Annotated in this window: 15 protein-coding genes and 1 pseudogene; 11 read left to right on the top strand and 5 right to left on the bottom strand. The window is 32.4% G+C overall.

All coding sequences use genetic code 11. The annotated features are described in order from the left end of the window. Nucleotides 1-446 precede the first annotated feature (446 nt). From PQF96_RS10265 to PQF96_RS10250, 4 genes are all read right to left on the bottom strand, one after another. On the bottom strand, nucleotides 447-1,145 hold the full coding sequence (locus PQF96_RS10265) for a hypothetical protein (protein ID WP_271766007.1): 699 nt from the start codon (nucleotides 1,143-1,145) through the stop codon (nucleotides 447-449). A 95-nt stretch (nucleotides 1,146-1,240) separates the two neighbouring features. Continuing rightward, nucleotides 1,241-4,534 carry a VCBS repeat-containing protein gene (locus PQF96_RS10260; RefSeq protein ID WP_271766006.1) on the bottom strand — a complete coding sequence of 1,098 codons (3,294 nt, stop codon included), beginning with the start codon at nucleotides 4,532-4,534 and terminating at the stop codon, nucleotides 1,241-1,243. Between the two features lie 147 nt (nucleotides 4,535-4,681). Further along, a complete protein-coding gene (locus PQF96_RS10255; RefSeq protein WP_271766005.1) occupies nucleotides 4,682-5,755 on the bottom strand; it encodes a sensor histidine kinase in 1,074 nt (357 codons plus the stop codon). After that, a complete protein-coding gene (locus PQF96_RS10250) occupies nucleotides 5,756-6,544 on the bottom strand; it encodes a LytR/AlgR family response regulator transcription factor (RefSeq protein WP_271766004.1) in 789 nt (262 codons plus the stop codon). It abuts the gene before it with no gap. A gap of 315 nt (nucleotides 6,545-6,859) precedes the next feature. Here PQF96_RS10250 and PQF96_RS10245 point away from each other — a divergent pair, with 315 nt between their 5' ends. Further along, nucleotides 6,860-8,110 carry a YncE family protein gene (locus tag PQF96_RS10245; protein ID WP_271766003.1) on the top strand — a complete coding sequence of 417 codons (1,251 nt, stop codon included), beginning with the start codon at nucleotides 6,860-6,862 and terminating at the stop codon, nucleotides 8,108-8,110. Nucleotides 8,111-8,139: 29 nt separating this feature from the next. Here the strand turns inward: PQF96_RS10245 and PQF96_RS10240 are convergent, their stop codons facing one another. Further along, entirely contained in the window at nucleotides 8,140-8,970 is an 831-nt protein-coding gene (locus PQF96_RS10240) for a cyclase family protein (protein WP_271766002.1), read from the bottom strand. 159 nt (nucleotides 8,971-9,129) lie between these two features. Between PQF96_RS10240 and PQF96_RS10235 the strand changes: the two genes are divergently transcribed. The 10 genes and pseudogenes from PQF96_RS10235 to PQF96_RS10190 all read left to right on the top strand — a co-directional run bounded on the left by PQF96_RS10235 (nucleotide 9,130) and on the right by PQF96_RS10190 (nucleotide 19,379). After that, nucleotides 9,130-9,693 carry a Crp/Fnr family transcriptional regulator gene (locus PQF96_RS10235; RefSeq protein ID WP_271766001.1) on the top strand — a complete coding sequence of 188 codons (564 nt, stop codon included), beginning with the start codon at nucleotides 9,130-9,132 and terminating at the stop codon, nucleotides 9,691-9,693. A 170-nt stretch (nucleotides 9,694-9,863) separates the two neighbouring features. Further along, nucleotides 9,864-10,254 (top strand): annotated as a pseudogene (locus PQF96_RS10230) (RidA family protein). A 114-nt stretch (nucleotides 10,255-10,368) separates the two neighbouring features. Next, nucleotides 10,369-12,306 (top strand): FAD-dependent oxidoreductase, encoded by a 1,938-nt coding sequence (locus PQF96_RS10225; protein WP_271766000.1) that lies wholly within the window; start codon nucleotides 10,369-10,371, stop codon nucleotides 12,304-12,306. 24 nt (nucleotides 12,307-12,330) lie between these two features. After that, on the top strand, nucleotides 12,331-13,449 hold the full coding sequence (locus PQF96_RS10220; RefSeq protein WP_271765999.1) for a glycoside hydrolase family protein: 1,119 nt from the start codon (nucleotides 12,331-12,333) through the stop codon (nucleotides 13,447-13,449). Nucleotides 13,450-13,503: 54 nt separating this feature from the next. Continuing rightward, entirely contained in the window at nucleotides 13,504-15,141 is a 1,638-nt protein-coding gene (locus PQF96_RS10215) for a glycoside hydrolase family 43 protein (RefSeq protein WP_271765998.1), read from the top strand. Nucleotides 15,142-15,317: 176 nt separating this feature from the next. Further along, entirely contained in the window at nucleotides 15,318-15,542 is a 225-nt protein-coding gene (locus PQF96_RS10210; protein WP_255412208.1) for a serine hydrolase, read from the top strand. Nucleotides 15,543-15,908: 366 nt separating this feature from the next. After that, nucleotides 15,909-16,451, top strand: a complete 543-nt coding sequence (locus PQF96_RS10205) for a hypothetical protein (RefSeq protein WP_271765997.1) — start codon at nucleotides 15,909-15,911, stop codon at nucleotides 16,449-16,451. A 187-nt stretch (nucleotides 16,452-16,638) separates the two neighbouring features. After that, nucleotides 16,639-17,226, top strand: coding sequence for a leucine-rich repeat domain-containing protein (locus tag PQF96_RS10200; RefSeq protein WP_271765996.1), 588 nt, complete (start codon nucleotides 16,639-16,641; stop codon nucleotides 17,224-17,226). Nucleotides 17,227-17,510: 284 nt separating this feature from the next. After that, a complete protein-coding gene (locus PQF96_RS10195; protein WP_109434486.1) occupies nucleotides 17,511-18,086 on the top strand; it encodes a Crp/Fnr family transcriptional regulator in 576 nt (191 codons plus the stop codon). Between the two features lie 213 nt (nucleotides 18,087-18,299). Beyond that, the gene (locus tag PQF96_RS10190; protein WP_271765995.1) at nucleotides 18,300-19,379 is read left to right on the top strand and encodes a zinc-dependent alcohol dehydrogenase; all 1,080 of its coding nucleotides are present in this window, start codon (nucleotides 18,300-18,302) and stop codon (nucleotides 19,377-19,379) included. Nucleotides 19,380-19,442: the final 63 nt, after the last annotated feature.

The raw sequence follows: 19,442 nt of genomic DNA, 5'->3' as shown, positions 1-19,442 counted from the left end.
ATACTTAACGTTATAATTTCTATAAAAATGATACCCCAAAAGATAGTTTCCCGAACGGTTATGTTAAAATAGTTCTAGCATATTCATAGTACCGATGAGCAGTTTATTAATACCCATCAGTAAAGTTTTTTATAGATCAGCGATACCTTTTACATTATCCACTGGTCATGTATATTCTTCAGCAATAGCATTTTATCGACCAGCGGTACATATATCTTAATCAGCAGAGTATAAATATTCTCTGGCAAGAGTGTTTCATCGATCAGCGGTATGTGTTCCTTAATCAGCGGAGTATCTTTACCTTCAGCAGGGATATTTATTCGATCAGCGGTATGTTATGTGTTGCCAGTGTAACTATAAAAGCAATCCGCAGAGGTATTTCTTCGACCAGCGTAGCGCTGAACCTACTTTTACTTCCGCGGATGCGTTATTATAATCTTCTTTACTTACTTTTTATAACGGCTAATATATCCTTTATAACGTTCTGGATCTTTTCTAAATACATACTTACCAGTATCACGTATCTCATCTACTGCTTCTTTAAGATGAGTAAAAGCTCTATCACGAATGTCCTTGGCTTTAGAGTTATCCAAAGTGGCCCCATTGGCTTTGGCACGCAGTTGTGCTAATGCATCGGCTTGTTGTGCTGCTTTATTTAATAGATTCATATCAAATTTGGTAACTAATAATTCATCTGGATTAGCTTTTCCTAAAGCACTGATATCGCTTAAGTCCTGGATCATATCTGCATCGCCAGTACCATCTGCAATAGTACGAACACGAGCTGTAAGATCAGGACGTTTGCGATAAGCAAAACGCAAGTCTGCTAACAAATCATTACGTAACTCATATGCTTTGGGCGATTTTTCTTTCCAGATTTTGGCAGCTTCTTCCTGGCTGTAACGTTCACTCATCCATAATGACTGTGCATGGCGGCAGGCTCCTGCACGTATAGGCAAATCGAGAACATTATTATTCCAGTCTAATCCTTTACCTATAAGGAGTGCCTTATCTTCTTGTACCCATATAAACAGGTCTTCTGATTCTTGTAAATAAATATCTACCGGAGTCGATGGTGGTTTTACATCGTTCTGTGATACTGCTTCTAATACAGTAAGCTTGGTGTCATAATTTTCTTTTGACATAATTTAATATATTGTTATAGATTAATAATCTACAAGAATAGGATATCTCAGTTTCATTTTTTGGGACTGAAAAGAAGAACCACGTTAATTAGAAGTTAAAAACCTGTAGATAAAAGTTTTAATGCTTCATTTTTACATTGAAGAAGAATGTATTTTTTATCTTTAATTATGATATTTTCTGATGCCTTTATCTGTAATCCTTGTAGTCCTGTTATTGTCTTATAATATTTAAATAATTTCTCTTTATCCAACTGAAGAATATATCCTTTATTTGCATCGTATCTTATGGTCTCTACTTCGGCATCATATAAAGAACCTACCCCCAATATTTCATCAATAGTATCATTATCAAAATCTGCGATGATAAAATTGGTAGTAGGCCCAAACTGAGCTTGTATGGGTAAGGGTTGTATCTCAAAATCACCTTCACCATTATTTACCAGTATGATTGTGCTAAAATTAGTAGCTGTAAAATGAATGGCTTCTTGAAGGTTTTTATCTCCATATATCTCAGACAATGATGCATTAGCAAAAGCACTATATGTTTTGAACTTATCTTTTAACTTAGGAATTTGTTCTGATGAACATTCTTTTCCCCGAACAGGTAATAATAGTCCTGTTTTCGATTCTTTACTCAAAATAATATCCAGGCTTTTATTTTCATCAAAATCTCTCGCATAAATATGTAATGGCGCATCAATAGTTGGATGAAACTTAGTGTTGTCTCCTATATTTCCTAACAGGTAATCCATATCTCCATCTCTATCAACATCTGTTGGCTGGATTGTAAAATACCATCCTGAGGTATTTTCTAATATTTTATCTTGTTTATAGGTAAAAGTACCGTTCTCGTTTTTGAAGATGATAACTGGCATCCACTCACCTACTACGATAAGATCATCATCACCATCTTGATCATAATCTGAAAATACTGCATCATTAACCATATTTAGGTTGTTTAGATCTTTACCCAAATCATCAGTTACATCTATAAACGTTCCTTTATCATTTTTTAAAAGATATGATGGAGAAGACATTGGATATTTACCTGGTAGAACTCCACCTCCTATAAAGAGATCAAGATCTCCATCCTTATCAAAATCAGATGTTGAAACTGTAGAGGAAACGGATCTAATATTGGGTAAACCATGACTTCTTGTAAAATTACCATTTCCATCATTAATATACATCCGGTCCTGAAGCCAGACACTATTATCCACATCTTCATAACTTCCACTCCCTACATAAAGATCTTGATCACCATCATTATCCATATCAAAAAACAAAGCAGTATTATCTTCAAAATCAATATCTTTTTGAAACGTAGCACTACTTGAATTTCTAAACATTCCATCTTCTTTTTGAATGTAGACTGCTCCTTGTGCTCCTTTGGCATTTCCGATAAAAAAATCATCTCTACCATCATTATTTACGTCTGCTACTGCTAATGCGGCTCCTTTTTCACTCTGTTTCTGAGGTAGTAACAATTGTAGTTTATAATCGTCAAAATCACGTTCTTTATTCATATAATCAATACCAAACTGCTTACCATCTATACTTTTAAATGTATCTACATTCTTATTCTGAGAACGTTTAATCTGTTTTTTTGAATCTTTAGATTGTATCGTAAGTAATTGATTCGTTTTGACTTGCTTTATAATACTATATCTCCCATTGGGCCATTCTATACGTATACTATCAATAATTTTGATGTCATTTAATCCAAAATGTAATCGCTGACTTACTGAAGACTGAAACCCTCTAACGGGATATAATTCTTTTGACTGTTGTTGATTTTTTGTGTAAATATTGACTTTTGTTCCTATCCCATTTGGGTTATTCTCTTCATATAGGAGTGCAATAGAAATAAAATTATTGTCTTGATTATTTTTATAGATACTTGCGGTTTCCATCTGATTATTAAGGATCAAATCCAAATCCCCATCATTATCAAGATCTGCATATGCTACGCCATTAGAATTTATCTCTTTTTCTAACCCCCACTCTTTGGTTACAGGAAAAAAAGTTAGGTTACCAGAATTTAAAAAAGCCTTATTACTCAATTTGGTAGAAGGCATCATACTAATGGCTTCATCAAGCGTTACTTTTTTACGTCGTATAATATTTGCTTTCATTCGATGTCTAAAATCCTGATTAGACAGGTCATGAAGAATACCATTGGTTACAAAAAGATCATTATATCCATCATTATTAAAATCTGCCAATAAAGGAGCCCAGCTCCAGTCTGTTTTTGCAACACCTGTTAATTGCCCTATCTCACTATAGACTCCATCTCCCAGGTTAAGTTGTAGCATGTTTGACATATATTGATGATGATACCCTGCTGCTACTAAAAGGTTAAAGTTTTCTGTACTCATTGATGCCATATTTTCTTTACCTCTTTTATGATCATCAGATAACATATCTAATACCACTAGATCAGGTTTTAAATCATTATTAATGTCGGCATAATCAGAACCCATACTATTTACAGAGATATGATCAAAAGTTTCAAGAATTGAATTGGTAAAAGTTCCATTTTTATTATTCAGATAAAGAAAGTCTGATTCTAAGAAATCATTAGCAACATAAATATCTGGCCAGTTATCTCCATTAAAATCTCCAATAGAAGCACTTAATCCCCAGGTTTTATTTAGCACTCCCGATTTTTGAGTGATCTCATAAAATGTTCCATTATTATTTTCAAAAAGTTGATCTGTACTTTCAGGAAGAAAACTGGATTGAATTTTGGGATCAATAGTTACATTATTATTAAAATCAGGTCGATGATTTACCAAGTACACATCAAGATCCCCGTCTTTATCAAAATCCAGGTAATATGCCTGAGTAGAAAATGCAGTAGAAGCAAGCCCGTATTGATCACCTTGTTCTAAAAAAGTACCATCTTTTTGATTTACGTATAGTTTATTCTTTCTCTGTTTCTGATTTTTTAATGATCCTGATTTACAAACATAAATATCCAACCAGCCATCTGCATTGATATCTATCATAGAGACACCAGTAGACCACCCCTCTTTATCCATTACTCCAGCAGTTTTTGTAATGTCCTCAAAAACAAAATCGCCTTTATTAAGATAGAGCGCATTACTTCCTTGATTTGAACTAAAATATAAATCTTCTAATCCATCTTTATTGATATCACCTACAGCTACCCCTCCTCCATTATAGATATATGAATAATTGAGAAAGTTGAAATACAAGGTTTCTTCCATTTTATTTTTAAAATGAACCTTACTATGACTCTCAGAAATTGTTTCGAATAATGAAGTATACTTTTCTTTGTTTATCGCTTTTGTTATCTCAGTTTCATTTTTTGAGCAACTACTATATATTAATATCAAAACGATTACATATATCTTCTTAAACATGATGCTTAGAATTAAATAGGATTTGAAGGGAATCAGGAAAATAAGGAAGATTTTTTTTGATACTAAACTTATCTAATAAACAACACCTTTTTATAGACAAACAACACAGATTATCCTATAAGAACAACTAATGCTTGTAAAATGTATTTAAACAGTGATTTTAATTATAGTAACTACTCCAATATCATTTTGATTAGTAATACTAAACTCATAATCTTCTCCATAAAGGGTATCTAAACGCTCAATTACATTACCTAAACCTGTCCTAAAAAGTATTTCATCTTCGACCAGAGGTTTACCATTATTAATAATTTTAAATACGAGCTCTTTGTATATACTTTCTATAATAATATCTATTTGTAAGGTATCATGATGATAAGAAAAGCCATGCTTAATTGCATTTTCGACTATTGGTTGTAACATCAATGGAGGCACAGCAAGATTTAATACATCTTTATTGACTCTAATGTCAAAATTTATTTTATCAGCATATCTTATCTTTTCTATATCTATATACTTATTAAGAATTTCTAGTTCTTCTTGTAAAGGAATATATTTTGTTTTAATTTCCATTGTTCTCCTCAACATATCACTTAGATCAGCTAATGCATCCTGAGATCTTTCAACACTTATATCCATTAGAGAAGAAATATCATTTAAAGTGTTGAAGAGAAAATGTGGCTGTAATTGTGATTGCAATGCTTTTATCTTGGCATCCAGTAATTGTGTTTGTAAATTGGATTGTAATAGTTCTTGTTCTTTTTGCTTTTTAAGATAATAAAAGGCATATACAATGGCTATTATAGAAAAATATAAGAAGAAGTTAAAACTAAGCCCATATAGTCCTCTGGAATATACACTCTCAAAAGTTATCTCAATTGGATCTTCACTACTATACTTTCGCAATACCATTTGTCCTATAGCATTATAAAATGATAATAAAAAAGCAAATACAATATGTACAAAGACACTAATTAAATTTGATTTTTTCTGGAAGATGAAAAGTTTGGTGATTATAATCGCCAAAGTAATAAACATCAACTTAGTGACGTAAGAAAAAATATAAGCTATAAAAACTTGACTCCAATCATTGGTATTATCAGTATCAAAAGATAATAATAATGATGCTGCAATATCAATGATATACGCTGTTGTATAAAATAGAAGTAAAAACCTTATTAGATTTTTATTAAAGAAAAATTTAGATTCAGTTTTTGGCATTTATAATTTTATTTTCATCTTCTTTAAAAAAGAATTTCTAAAATTCTTGGATACTGAAAAGGTTTTTTTATCATTCATAATAATACTATAATCTCCCATTCCTTCGCTTATAACTTCATTAATTCTATTAATACATACAATAGTTGATCTGTTTACTCTTATAAATTTTTCGGAATCCAATCGCTTGATAAAATCACTCATTGATATTCTATACACATGTTTTTCATCATTAACTGTAAATATTTCGGCGTAATAAGCAGAGGAGACAATAAATTTAATTTCATCAACTTTGACAAAGCGATATTTTTTACCAGTTTTGAGAACAATTCTGTCTAAAAACATATCTTTCTCCTTTTCAATATTTGAATCTTCATGACTCAAAAATTGTATCAATCTATTGATCTTTGATTTAAACACCTTTTTTTCTTCTATCTCTATTTTTTCTATTCCACGATGAAGTGCTTCTAAAAAACGTTCCTTTTTATAGGGTTTCAGCAAAAAATCAATAGCTTCTACTTCAAATGCTTTTACTGCAAAATTGTCAAAAGCAGTAACAAAAATAATACTGGGTATTTTGTCTATATTTATTTTTTTCAATACTTCAAACCCTGTCATATCAGTCATTTGAATATCTAAAAAAACCAGATCTGGCTGAATTGTATTTATTTGTAAAATAGCTTCTTTACCAGAAGATGCTTCAAAAATTTGCGTCGATACATCACTTTCTTCCAAAAGTTTTAAAATCCTTTTTCGAGCAAGTGCTTCGTCATCTACTACTACTATTTTCATCCCGTTAAGATATGAATTTGATTTATGGTTTTATACATCATCAATATTTTCCTTTATCTATTATATCAATGTACACCCTTTCTAAAAAAACAAAATAATACACTGATAAACAAAATATTAACTACCCAAATAATACTACATAACCTCACAAAACTGTTTCATAAATTTGATATTTTATGATAGAAAAATGATATTATAGGTACTTTAATCATGATAGATTCAAATCAATACTAATTTATCATATAATCAGTAAAAAATATCAAAAACTAATTTTCAACAATGCTTGACTATTATTTTTATATAAAACTTTATATCATGAAATCCATTTTTATATCTTTTGTTCTTTGGTTCTGTTTGATATTTTCAGGAAGTGCTCAACATCTTAAGCAGTTATATACTGAAAGCATAGAAGCATATAAAAATAAAGAGTATAAAAAATTTAGATCTTTAAATCTACAAGCTCTCAAACTACATCCTTCACAGCCTACTTTCTTATATAATTTATCTGCTGCTTATGCTTTAAATAATCAAAATGATGAAGCCGTACATACTCTAAACCTACTTTTAAGCTGGAATGCTAAGCTAAAATATAAGGAAGATAACGATTTTAAAAATCTATTAAAAAAGACTAATTATAAGGAAACATTAGAACAAAAAAAGCAGGAATATGAAGTAACCAAAAAATCCAGTGAGATGTACTTAACACTTCCTGATAACCATCATATTGAAGACCTCATTAAAATGGACCATATCATTTATATGACTGATGTACACAGCGGTGAAGTTATTGCCTATGATATTCAGAAAAAACAACACAAAATACTCGCTACATTCTCGGCCTCTGCGCTAGCAATTGAAAAAGGGTACAAAAAAACATCAATATGGGTTACCACCGCAATGCTCCCTCAATTTTCTGATTACAATACATCTGATCACAAAAATAAAACTACTATTTATGAGATTGATATAAAAAAAGGTACTATTCTTACCAAAATTGAACTCGCAGATAATGCAACTGTAGGGAGTATTGTGCAAGGTAAAAACGGATACCTATATGCAACGAACTCTACTACTCCAGAATTCTATATTATTGACACAAAAAAGAAGCGTATTATCAATACGATATCTTTGGATGAAGCTTTTAATATTCAGGGAATAACTATTGATCATAAAAACAATCTGGCATATATTGCTGATTACATAAAAGGAATAGTTCAAGTTAACCTTCTAAATCCATCAGAAAGGAAATGGTTCACTTCAGAAAAATATCTGTTGAAAGGCATAGACGGTATTTCATTCGTTAACGAACATACTCTATTGGCTATTCAAAATAATTCGTCTCCAAAAAAGGTAATTAAAATTAATCATCATATGGGTGTCGTTGATACCATAGACCTTCTCGACAATAATCTCGATATCGCTGGAGAACCCACTAACGGAAAATTCTATCCAAATTTTGGGTTTATTTATGTATCTAATAGTCAATGGCCTTTTTATGACAAAGAAAATCAGGCAATAAAAGACCAATGGAAACCACAAGTAATGAGAGTGTTACGCCTTAAATAATCGATATAATTTTTGTTTTTCTGATGAAATCAATTATTTAAGAGAGCAATAATACGTAATGGTCCCCCACTACCCCCTTTTATTTTCATGGGTAACGCTATTATATTAAATTCTTTACTTGGCAGTTGATCGAGGTTCATTAGGTTTTCAAAGGCAGGGATATTTTCAGAAAGCAAGGTAACATGACTTTTAAAATATTGAGATTGCCCATAATCTATACTTGGAGTATCAATACCAATAGCATTTATGTTACGATGTTTTACTAACCATTCTGCAGCTTCATTCGATAACCCAGGAAAATGTAGATCTTTAATGGCCTCACTACCACGTTTGTCGGTTCCTAAATATTTCAATTTATCTGGATAAAACTTAGAAAAACCAGTTTCTAACAAAACAATACTTCCATCGGGTATTTGAATGTTTTCCCTTTTTTCCCAATCTAAAAAATCCTCGATACTTATTTTATAATCAGGATCAGGTAACGCTTTTTTAGACACATCAATTTTTATTGCGCTTCCTACTAGTTTTTCGAGTGGAATCTCATCTGTAGCTTGTCCGTTTTTTGAAAAATGAATTGGAGCATCAATGTGCGTACCACCGTGTTCTGCTGTAGCAAAATTATTTGCAGAATAGAAATAGCCTTTATCTGTTTCTCCTTTTGCAACAACATCTAATTCAAACTCCTTTGCAGTTACCCAATAGATGGTCTCTTCAGAAAAAAGATGCGTTAAGTCTACAATTTTAGCTTGTGAGAAATCAATTGATGTAGAATGAATTGGCTTTTGCTCTTCACGAACTTTGTTATCACAACTTAATAATATAAAAATGGAAAGTAGCAATGTAAAAATAATAGGTTTCATTTTTATTTAAAGCTTAACTGTTAGTATCTTAAAAGTAATGAATTTAATGTGTCTTATAAAGACAAAACATTAAAGATTTATTACATTAGTAACTCATATAAAAGTATCATAACATGTTCTATATTTAGATAGCTTTTATACGATAAGACATCATATCTGGTGAAAGAAAAACTTAAAAAACATATTGAAAAAGTAATACCTCTTACAGACGATGAGTATTTATTTGTTGTATCCCATTTTTCATTTAAAAATTATAAAAAAAATGATATTCTCATTCAACAAGGAGAAAAAGTGAAGTATTGCTATTTTGTTGTTTCCGGGCTTTTAAAATTAGTTTATGGTGATAAAAATGGGAAACAACATATTGTATCATTTGCTATGGAAGACTGGTGGGAAAGTGATTTTTCAGCGTATTTCACTCAGACCAAAGCCAAAATGTCTTTACAATGTATAGAAGATACTAATGTATTTTGCATTACACTTGAAGATTATCAAAAATTATCTATAGACTTACCCAAAATGCAGAGTTTCTTTCTTAAGAAATCTAACTCGGGTCATATTGCTTCTCAATATAGAATTTTATCTTTTCTAACATCAAATGCTAAAGAAAGATATGAGCAACTTCTTAAACAATATCCTTCATTATTTCAACGCGTTCCTAAAACCCTTTTAGCTTCTTATCTAGGCGTTTCGCGAGAGCCACTTAGCAGACTTTCTTCTTAGTCTTTTTCTCTTTTTTATAATTGTGATGTTTGTCACGCAAAAACAACCATTTTGTTCAAATCTTTGCAATGAACATATAAATCTATGTTATGAAAAATGTTGGGAAGGTTTTAGTAATCATATTATTCACATCTGTGTCAATATTCGCGCAGAATAAAAATGAAAAACAAATGGAAAAACGCATTATTAATCCTTGGACATGGCAAAATGAAAGAAGCTATGTACAAGCTGTTGAAGTAACTAAAGCTGAAGGAACACTCTATGTTTCTGGTCAGACAGCCATTGATGATGATGGAAAATCAAGTACCGGCAATATGAAAACACAACTAATTCAGGCAATACAAAACTTAGAAAAAGTTATCATTCAAGCAGGATATGAATGTAAAAACATTGTAAGGTTAAACGTTTACACAACTTCATCAGAAGAACTCTTTACTTGTTTTGATATTTTTCAAAACTGGGTAACTCAACATAACATAAAAACAAGCCAGTACACTTCTGGAAGTGAAAAGCCTTTTTGAAACATTAAAAATAGAGTTAGAAGCTACCGTAGTAAAATAGTATTGTTCTCATCCAGAATTTACTTTTTTGTTATACGCTTTTAATCTTTTGTTGTATTAATTTACCCATTGTGCCTTAAAGAATTATCTATTTTTAATGAATTAATCTTTCATTATGAAAAGAAGGCAATTTATCAGTACCGCAGGAAAAGCAACATTGATGTTATTAGCTCCTATGGAGATATTAGCAAACTACGAAATCTCTGATAAAATTTCGGGCAAATTTGTTTTTGTAGAAGCTGAACAGTTTACCCATCAAGGAGGATGGGAATTGGACCAACAGTCGATGAACCAGATGGGGTCTCCGTATTTATTAGCACACGGATTAGGAATACCTGTTGAAGATGCCACTACGCAAATTGCATTTCCCGAAAAGGGAAAATACCGGCTATGGGTTCGTACGCGAGATTGGGTGGCCCCATGGAAAGCACCAGGTACTCCTGGAAAGTTTCAATTACTTCTAAATGACAAGCCTGTAAAAGAAACCTTTGGTACAAAAGGCAAAGAGTGGCATTGGCATGATGGAGGAGTTGTAGAAGTATCCAAAAAAACAAAAGTAGCTTTACACGATCTAACAGGTTTTGAAGGAAGGTGTGAGGCAATTCTTTTTTGTAAAGACTTAAATTTTGAGCCGATAAATGATGTAACGGCGCTTACTAAATTCAGAAGAAAACTACTAGGTTTACCAGAAAAACCAGAAGATGGCGGCAATTTTGATCTGGTAGTTTCAGGAGGAGGTTTTGCAGGTACCTGTGCTGCTTTGTCTGCAGCAAGAAATGGATTAACTGTAGCACTTATACAAGACCGACCTGTCTTAGGAGGAAATGGAAGTTCAGAAGTTCGTGTTTGGCCAGAAGGTCATACTCGACAAGAGCCTTTTCCTCATATTGGAGAGATTGTAGACGAAATTGCTCCTGAAATCATAGACCTGGGGAAATATGGAACCCGTAATGCCAGATTAGGTGATTCCTATGATGACCAGCGAAAACTAGAAGTTGTTAAAAATGAACCTCGTATTACTTTATTTTTAGAAGAACGTGTAATTCAGGTAAAACATAAGAATAATACAATTAGTGCTATAGTTTCTCAAAATACAAGAACTGCAGTACACACTAAAATTAAAGGTAAATTCTTTGCAGACTGTACAGGAGATGCAACCGTTGGTTTTCTCGCCGGAGCAGATTATGAAATATCCAGTTCAGGATTTATGGGATTCTCTAATATGTGGAATGTAATGGACGCAGCTAATAAAGAGGAAGTACTCAAATGCGAATGTAAAGATAAAACAGCACTCACCCTATCTTGTGAAATTGGAGAGGTCGAACAACCTTTTCCGCGATGCCCCTGGGCACTGGATTTAAGTGACAAACCATTTCCGGGAAGAGCAAATTATAAGGGACAATGGGGTTCAGAAGATCCTTTGGGCAATCTTGGAGGTTGGTTCTGGGAAAGCGGTTTTGATAAAGATCCTATTACAGATGTAGAAAAAATTCGTGATCTAAATTTTCGAGCTATGTATGGAGCTTGGGATGCTTTAAAGAATGTAGATAAGTTATATCCAAACCATCGTTTGGGATGGTCTGCCTTTATTTCTGGTAAAAGAGAATCCAGAAGACTTATGGGTGATGTTAAGTTAACTGCTAACCATTTTAGAGATAAAGTTGATTTTGAAGATGGTGCATTTCCATGTTCGTGGGGTATCGATGTGCATACTCCGCATGAATCTTTTGATGAAGATCTTAAAGGAGAAGAATTTATTTCTTTTGCTACTACCGGAAAAGGATATGATTATGAAGGTCCTTACTGGGCACCTTATCGCGCACTTTATAGTCAGAATATTACTAATTTATTTATGGCAGGTCGCAATATAAGTGTGAGCAGAGAAGGATTGGGACCTGTAAGAGTAATGAAAACTTGTGGAATGATGGGTGAAATAGTAGGTAAAGCCGCAGCACTTTGTTCTCTATACAATACCACACCAAGAGGCATTTATGAGAATTATTTGGATAAATTAAAAGAACTGATGAAACAACCTGGTGCAAAGCGCCTTTAGGTTTAAAACAATCAATAGTATACCATGAAGTATTTTTCTCTATTCATCCTAATTTTTCTTTTTTCATACTCTTGCAAAAATCATGATCCTGTTCTTGAAAAAAATAATCCTAAAAAAATTACCACACCCATTAAAGGGTTTAAACTGACTTTAGGAAAACCCGATCTCAAATCAAAATTTGAAGATGATACATGGAGTATTTGGGGTGGTTCTATGGTAAAAGGAAGTGATGGATTGTATCATATGTTTTATTCGCGTTGGGAAAAAGCGTTAGGATGGGCTTGGGTAACTGATTCTGAAATTGCTCATGCAGTTTCCAAGAGTCCATTTGGCCCATTTAAGTTTAAAGATGTAGCACTTCCTGCGCGAGGTGATAATTTTTGGGATGGATTATGTACACATAATCCTACAATCCATAAGTTTGACAAAAAGTATTACTTATACTATATGGGAAATACAGGGGATGCTAAAACACCTACTTCACCAGGAAATCAGATTTTAAATCCTGTACATCGCAATAATCAACGAATAGGTGTTGCTGTTGCAGATAGTCCTTACGGACCCTGGAAAAGGTTTGATACTCCGCTCATTGATATTAGTCCCAATAAAAATGCATTGGATGCATTAATGGTTAGTAATCCATCAATTACTCAACGTCCTGAAGGAGGTTATCTTATGGTATATAAAGCTGTTGGAAAAGAAAAATCAGGAATTTGGGGTGGGCCTGTCGTACATTGTGTCGCCACTTCAGATCATCCAACCGGACCATTTAAGAAATATGACAAGCCTATTTTTCAAGCAAAAGGTCATGAATTCCCTGCAGAAGATCCTTTTATCTGGTATCAGGAAGGTAAATATCGTGCAATAGTTAAAGACATGCATGGAGCTTTTACAGATGCAGGACGATCATTAGTGCTATTTGAATCAGAAGATGGGTTGGATTGGAAATTATCAGATCATCCATTGGTTTCTGCATTAGAAATTAATTGGACAAATGGATATAAACAAAATGTCCATCACCTGGAGCGCCCTCAGCTTTTTATAGAAAATGGAAAACCAATCGCCTTGCTTTGTGCTGCTGATATAAAAGATGACGAAAATGTCATTCAATCTTTTAATGTGCAAATTCCGATTTTGGACTAACAGTTATTTCTGTAATAGCATAAATTTTATACGTTTAAAAAATAAAATTCTGTAATGTTTTTAAAAAGAATAGTTACCCCTTTAGTCTTAATAATTTGTTTAGAAGTTTTTGGGCAATCAGTACCAAAAAATTTTAAGAATCCCATTTTGCCAGGTTTTTATCCTGACCCCTCAATTTGTAGAGTTGGAGACACCTATTATATGGTAAACTCCAGTTTTGAATGGTATCCCGGATTACCCATTCATAAAAGTAAGGATTTAGTAAATTGGGAAAAAATAGGCCATGGATTGCATCGCATTGATCAAATTGTATATAAAGACGGTTTAAAAAATTCGAATGGCATATTTGCACCCACAATTCGTTATCATAAGGGTACATTTTATATCATTACAACCATGGTGGGCCAGAAAGGTAATTTCATACTAACAGCCAAAAATCCAGCAGGTCCATGGAGTGATCCTATTTGGATTAAAGACGCACCAGGAATTGACCCTTCTCTTTTTTGGGATGATGATGATCGTTGTTATTATACAGGCGCTGGGATCATAGATAATTCTGGTAATAAATGGCCAGGAAAAAATGGGATTTGGATGCAAGAAATAAATCCGGATACCGGGGTTTTACTCGGAGAAAAAAAACAACTAACCTATGGTCATGCTTCCAACGCAAGATGGGCAGAAGGCCCACATTTGTATAAAATAAATGGTGAGTACTTGTTATTAATCGGCGAAGGCGGAACTGGCGAGTATCATGCCGTTACAGTATTTAACAGTACAGCCCTTTGGGGTCCTTATATTCCTAATCATGCTAATCCAATTATGACACATCGCCATTTAGGCAAAACACATTTAATTGGTCAAACTGGACATGCTGATTTAGTAGAAACTCAAACCGGAGATTGGTGGAGTGTATTATTAGCAAAAAGGCAAATCAAAGGGTTTGTTACTCTTGCTCGTGAAACTTTTTTGGCAAAGGTTGAAATGACAAAGCAAGAAAGTGGTGTTACTCCCATATTTAATCCAGGCATTGGACTACTACAGAAACAGCAAGATCGACCTAATTTACCCTGGACTCCCGTTCCTAAACTAAAAGAACGAGATGATTTTGATGGTGAAAATCTTAATTTAGAATGGAACTTTTTACGCACTCCCCGCTTTAAATGGTATTCACAAAATGATGGGCAAATGGTTATTCAACTTCGTCCAGAAAAAATAACTGAATTGGTAAACCCATCTTTTATAGCAAAACGTACACATAATTTTAACTATCTAGCTACAACAAAGCTTATTTTTAATGCTAAAAATGAAAACGAAAAATCTGGATTGGTCATTTACCGCAGGCATGGTAATAATTATCAATTATTAAAAAGTAAAAAGGAGATTGTTTTGATTAAAGCTTTTCAAAAAGACAACAAAGGAGAATTTTTACCTGAAATTGTTGCAAAAATCCCCTTTAAAAAAGAAAAGGTAATACTAAGTGTAAAAGTTGAAGGTCTTAAAGCACAATTTATGTATGGGGAAAATGAAGAGGATTTAAAAACCCTTGGAGAAGTCCAGGATTATACGATAGTTTCTGATAATATTGCAGAAAAATTTAATGGTGTCTATATTGGTATGTACGCTACTTCATCTGGCTCGAAAAGCAAAAACGTAGCAAAATTTGATTGGTTTTCTATGATAGGAAATGACTGATTTGAATAGCATAGAAATATCTATCGCTAACACCATAAAACAAAATGTAAAAGTAGTAGTTTGATTTTCAAAGTATAAAATGTATACATTTACTATACTAAAAAATACATCAACTCTTTTAATTGTACATATGAGCATATGCCTGTTTATATCATACCTCTTATAAAAAAGATAAAATAACTACAACATCAAAAGGTATACATGTATATTATACTCTGGGGTTTGTAACCGCAGATCAACATTATAATACTACATATTTTCATGGCGGAAGTAATGCTGGATTTACATGTTGGTATCTAATGGATATTGATAAAAAATGGGGATATGTACTTTTTACCAACTCAGAATATGGTGAAAAACTTGGAAACGAAGTCTGGGATTATTTTGAAAGGGAGGAGTAAAACTTGAGCCATCCATCTGCCAGCAAAATAATATCTTTATTACTGATGTATTGTTATTATTCTTTATTCGTTTCAACGATTAACAACAAGCAATAAAAAAACCTTCGAATATAAGATGAAAAGTCTGAAAGATTTTTTTGAGAAGTTTTTACTTTTTTAAACTAAACAGTTCTTCCTTAAGAATTTGAAGATATTATAAATATTAGGCAAATGTGGATATCTATAAAAACGGTAAAAAACACCATTGTATTTTTAGAACAGAATAAACAATAACAGTTTGTACATGCTTACAAACATTTACAAATACATATAAAAATATATAGTTATCTTGGTAACTATATTCACTTGTTGTGCCCAATTTCACGAATGAGAAATATTGAAAAGTTAATAAAGGAAATTATACCGCCACCTACTCGAGAAGAACGGGAAGGCTTTACTAATGATAAAATTATTGCTGGACTGAATAAAGAAGAGTTTTTGGCAGTTGAAAAAAGACTGATTCAGGAACTGGAAGAAAATGACGACCTTCTAATTGGACAAACACTAGTCGAAATGAAATCCGAAAATGCTCTACCAGTTCTTTCAAGACGACTTATGAAAAAAGATTCTCATTTTGAAAAAATCACATGGGCTGCACTAATAAATGACTTGAAAAAAGGGGATTCCGAAATGGAAAAAATAGCTTTTGAAGAATTTGAAAAATTGGAATTCATTTATGCTGTGCAAGGTTGTATTTTTATGGACTTAATAAAGTTTGACAGCCCAAGAATAAATAAACGAATTGAAAAATTTGTTGACCACAAATACCACTTGGTTGCTATCCATGCTAAAAAGGTTTTGAATTATAATGGTTATGCAGATTCATATGATGACAGTGAGCACAAAAAATGGTGGGAAATTTGGAAATAAAAACTGGGTACAACACGATATATATGATCATAGCAATTAGGTGATGAATCAAAAGGTTCTTGTATATTTAGTAAGGTGCAATGCTTGCAAAAAGCAAAAGTTAACAACCAATGCGCAGAAAAATCGAAAATAGGGTAATATTTTGCCCTGCTACGACACATATATTTAACGTTATATGCAATAAAAAATGCTGAATTTATCGAAATCTAAATCGGAAAACTTATTTGAGAAAATAAAAACCGCAAAAGATGTTACTAAGTTATCAATTCGATATCCGAATTATGATTTAGAAAAATATGGCCCAAGTTTTTTGAATTTCGGAAAACTAAAAAGTCTTTTCCTACAATCAAAGGCGAACAGTATAAATATAATTCCTAGTGATGTCGGTGAACTTAAGACATTAAAACAATTAGAAATTCTAAATTTCAGCTATCAAGAATTCCCTAAATGGATTTTAAAACTTCCCAATTTAGAGCAATTAGTATTCAGGGGGCACGATATTGAGAGCTTGCCAAAATCAATTTCACAATTAACCAAATTAAAATCTTTTCGGCTTGAAAACTGTGCAATAAAAAAATTACCAGAATCAATGTATAAAATGAAGAAGCTAATTCATTTGTCACTTGCAGATAATTTTAAATTAGAATCAATAGATACTAATTATTTACCTATAAATTTGAAAGAATTAATAGTTTCGCCATCGAACTTATCTTCTAAACAAAAAGAAATGATTCTTAAAAGGAGACCTAATTTAAAAGTAATTGATAACGATTAAGAAGAAACTAAATTTAATCTGTGAAGAAATAATTTATGGATTGGAGGAAAAGAAAATATTTAACCGATTGAAATAAAAAAATCAGTCTGATATTATTTATATTATTCCTTTGTTATAAAAAATTCAGCTGAGTTAATTTATAAAATTAATTCCCAATTATAACTTACTTTTAATTTCTTTTGTAAACCCTTTATTTAGTTGGTATTTATTAAATTAGCTGCTTAAACACACAACAAATAATATAAAAAACATATTATTTACAAGAGTCAAAAAAACCTAAATTGATGAGTAAATACCAAGGGATATTGGATCACATAGCTAGATATGTTGAATTATCAGACAGTGAAATAAAAGATTTTATTTCAATATTAAAAACTACTAGAGTAAAGAAAAGGCAATTTATTGTCCAACCAGGATTTGTATCTGAATATCGAAACTATATTGTAGAAGGCGCAGTTAGAGTTTTCTATTTAGATGATTTAGGAAAAGAGCATACTGTAATTATTGCAATAGAAGATTGGTTTTTTACAGACTTTTACAGTTATGTACATAGAACTCCTGCAGAATATTATGCTGAAGCGCTTGAGGACTCTATAATCCTACAAATGAAATATGAAGATGTTGAAGAACTTTGTAGTAGAATACATTCTTTATCTCAATATTTTAGATTATTTACAGAAAGATCCATGGCTTATTCTTACAAAAGAACCATTTCTAATATTAGCAAAACTTCTGAAGAGCGATATTGGGAGTACGTTAATAAATATCCTCAAATAGCAAACAGAGTCCCGCAGTACGTCTTAGCATCATATTTAGGTATTTCCCCAGAGTCATTAAGTAGAATTCGTTCACGCTCATAAATAAAAATTGATTTACATCAATTGTATTCCTTGACAAAAGTCAAGCAATTTTCTTACCAAACATCATATTAATCTCTTAACATACAACGCAACTTTGTAGTGTCAATAATTGGCAGATTGGGTTTGAGTTTTATTAGACCATAAGTTCTGTAAAACTAGATCCTAATCTTTTTTAAAAATAAACAAAGTGAAAAACAAGTTAAAAGATTTATTATGAAAGCAGTAGTTTATAAAGAAAGGTCACAAATTGAAGTTGTGGATATACCAAAACCTCAATTATTAAAAGATGATGATGTTATCGTGCGTATTACCCTTGCTGGTATTTGCGGTGCAGATTTAGAATTCACCCAAAATGGACCAGAAATGGGTTTATTTAAAGGGATGCGAATAGGCCACGAATTTGTTGGTGTTGTAGATCAAGTAGGTAAAGATATTCATTCTTTAAAAGTTGGAGATCGTGTCGTAGCTTCAGCCATGTTTGTAGACGGGGATTGTTACTATTGCAAACGCGATTTACCTTCTGCATGTGACCACGGAGGTTTATTTGGAACTCCTCTATTTGCTCAACATGGAGGTGATGATATTCAGGGTGGACAAGCCGAGTTTATACGTGTTCCTTACGGTAACTCTTCATTATTCAAACTTCCAGAAGGTTTAACAGGAGATGAACATGACACAAAAGTTCTTCCATTAGGAGATAATTTTGCCACCGGTTATCATGGTGCATTGAATGCGAATATCAAGACAGGAGAAACCGTAGTAGTTATTGGTGACGGTGCAGTAGGGCTAAGCGCGGTAATGGCTTCTACATTATTTGGTCCTTCTACTATTATTCTTGTAGGACGTCACGATAGCAGATTAGAATTAGCAAAAACCATTGGAGCTACTCACGTAGTAAACTCTAAAAACGAAGACCCCATAGCATTTGTAAAATCACTTACTGAAGGAAGAGGTGCAAATTCTGTGATCGATTCTGTGGGGAATAAAACAGCAATTGCCCAAGGTATGGAAATGACTCAAGCTGGTGCATCAATAAGTGTTCTAGGTTTTGGTCACCTTTATGAACCCGTTGATCAACCTTATTCATCAGCATTGTTTAGAAATATAACCATTCATACAGGTGTTGTAAATGTAGCCGCATATATGGAAAAATTACTTCCTATAGTAGAGAGAGGTGTAATTGACCCTAGCAAGATTTTTACTGATATTTTACCACTATCTGAAGCAGAAAAAGGATACAATTTAATGCGTGATCGCTCTTCTGGAACGCTTAAAGTTGCTTTACGTCCTTAAGATTTTCGAATTAAAAATTCAAAATAAATAATCATGAAAAAAATATATTTCATATTCATCTTG

The organism is Aquimarina algiphila (genome assembly GCF_947494415.1).
GTDB classification, from domain to species: Bacteria; Bacteroidota; Bacteroidia; order Flavobacteriales; family Flavobacteriaceae; genus Aquimarina; species Aquimarina algiphila.
This window is presented reverse-complemented; position numbering and strand designations above follow the sequence as displayed.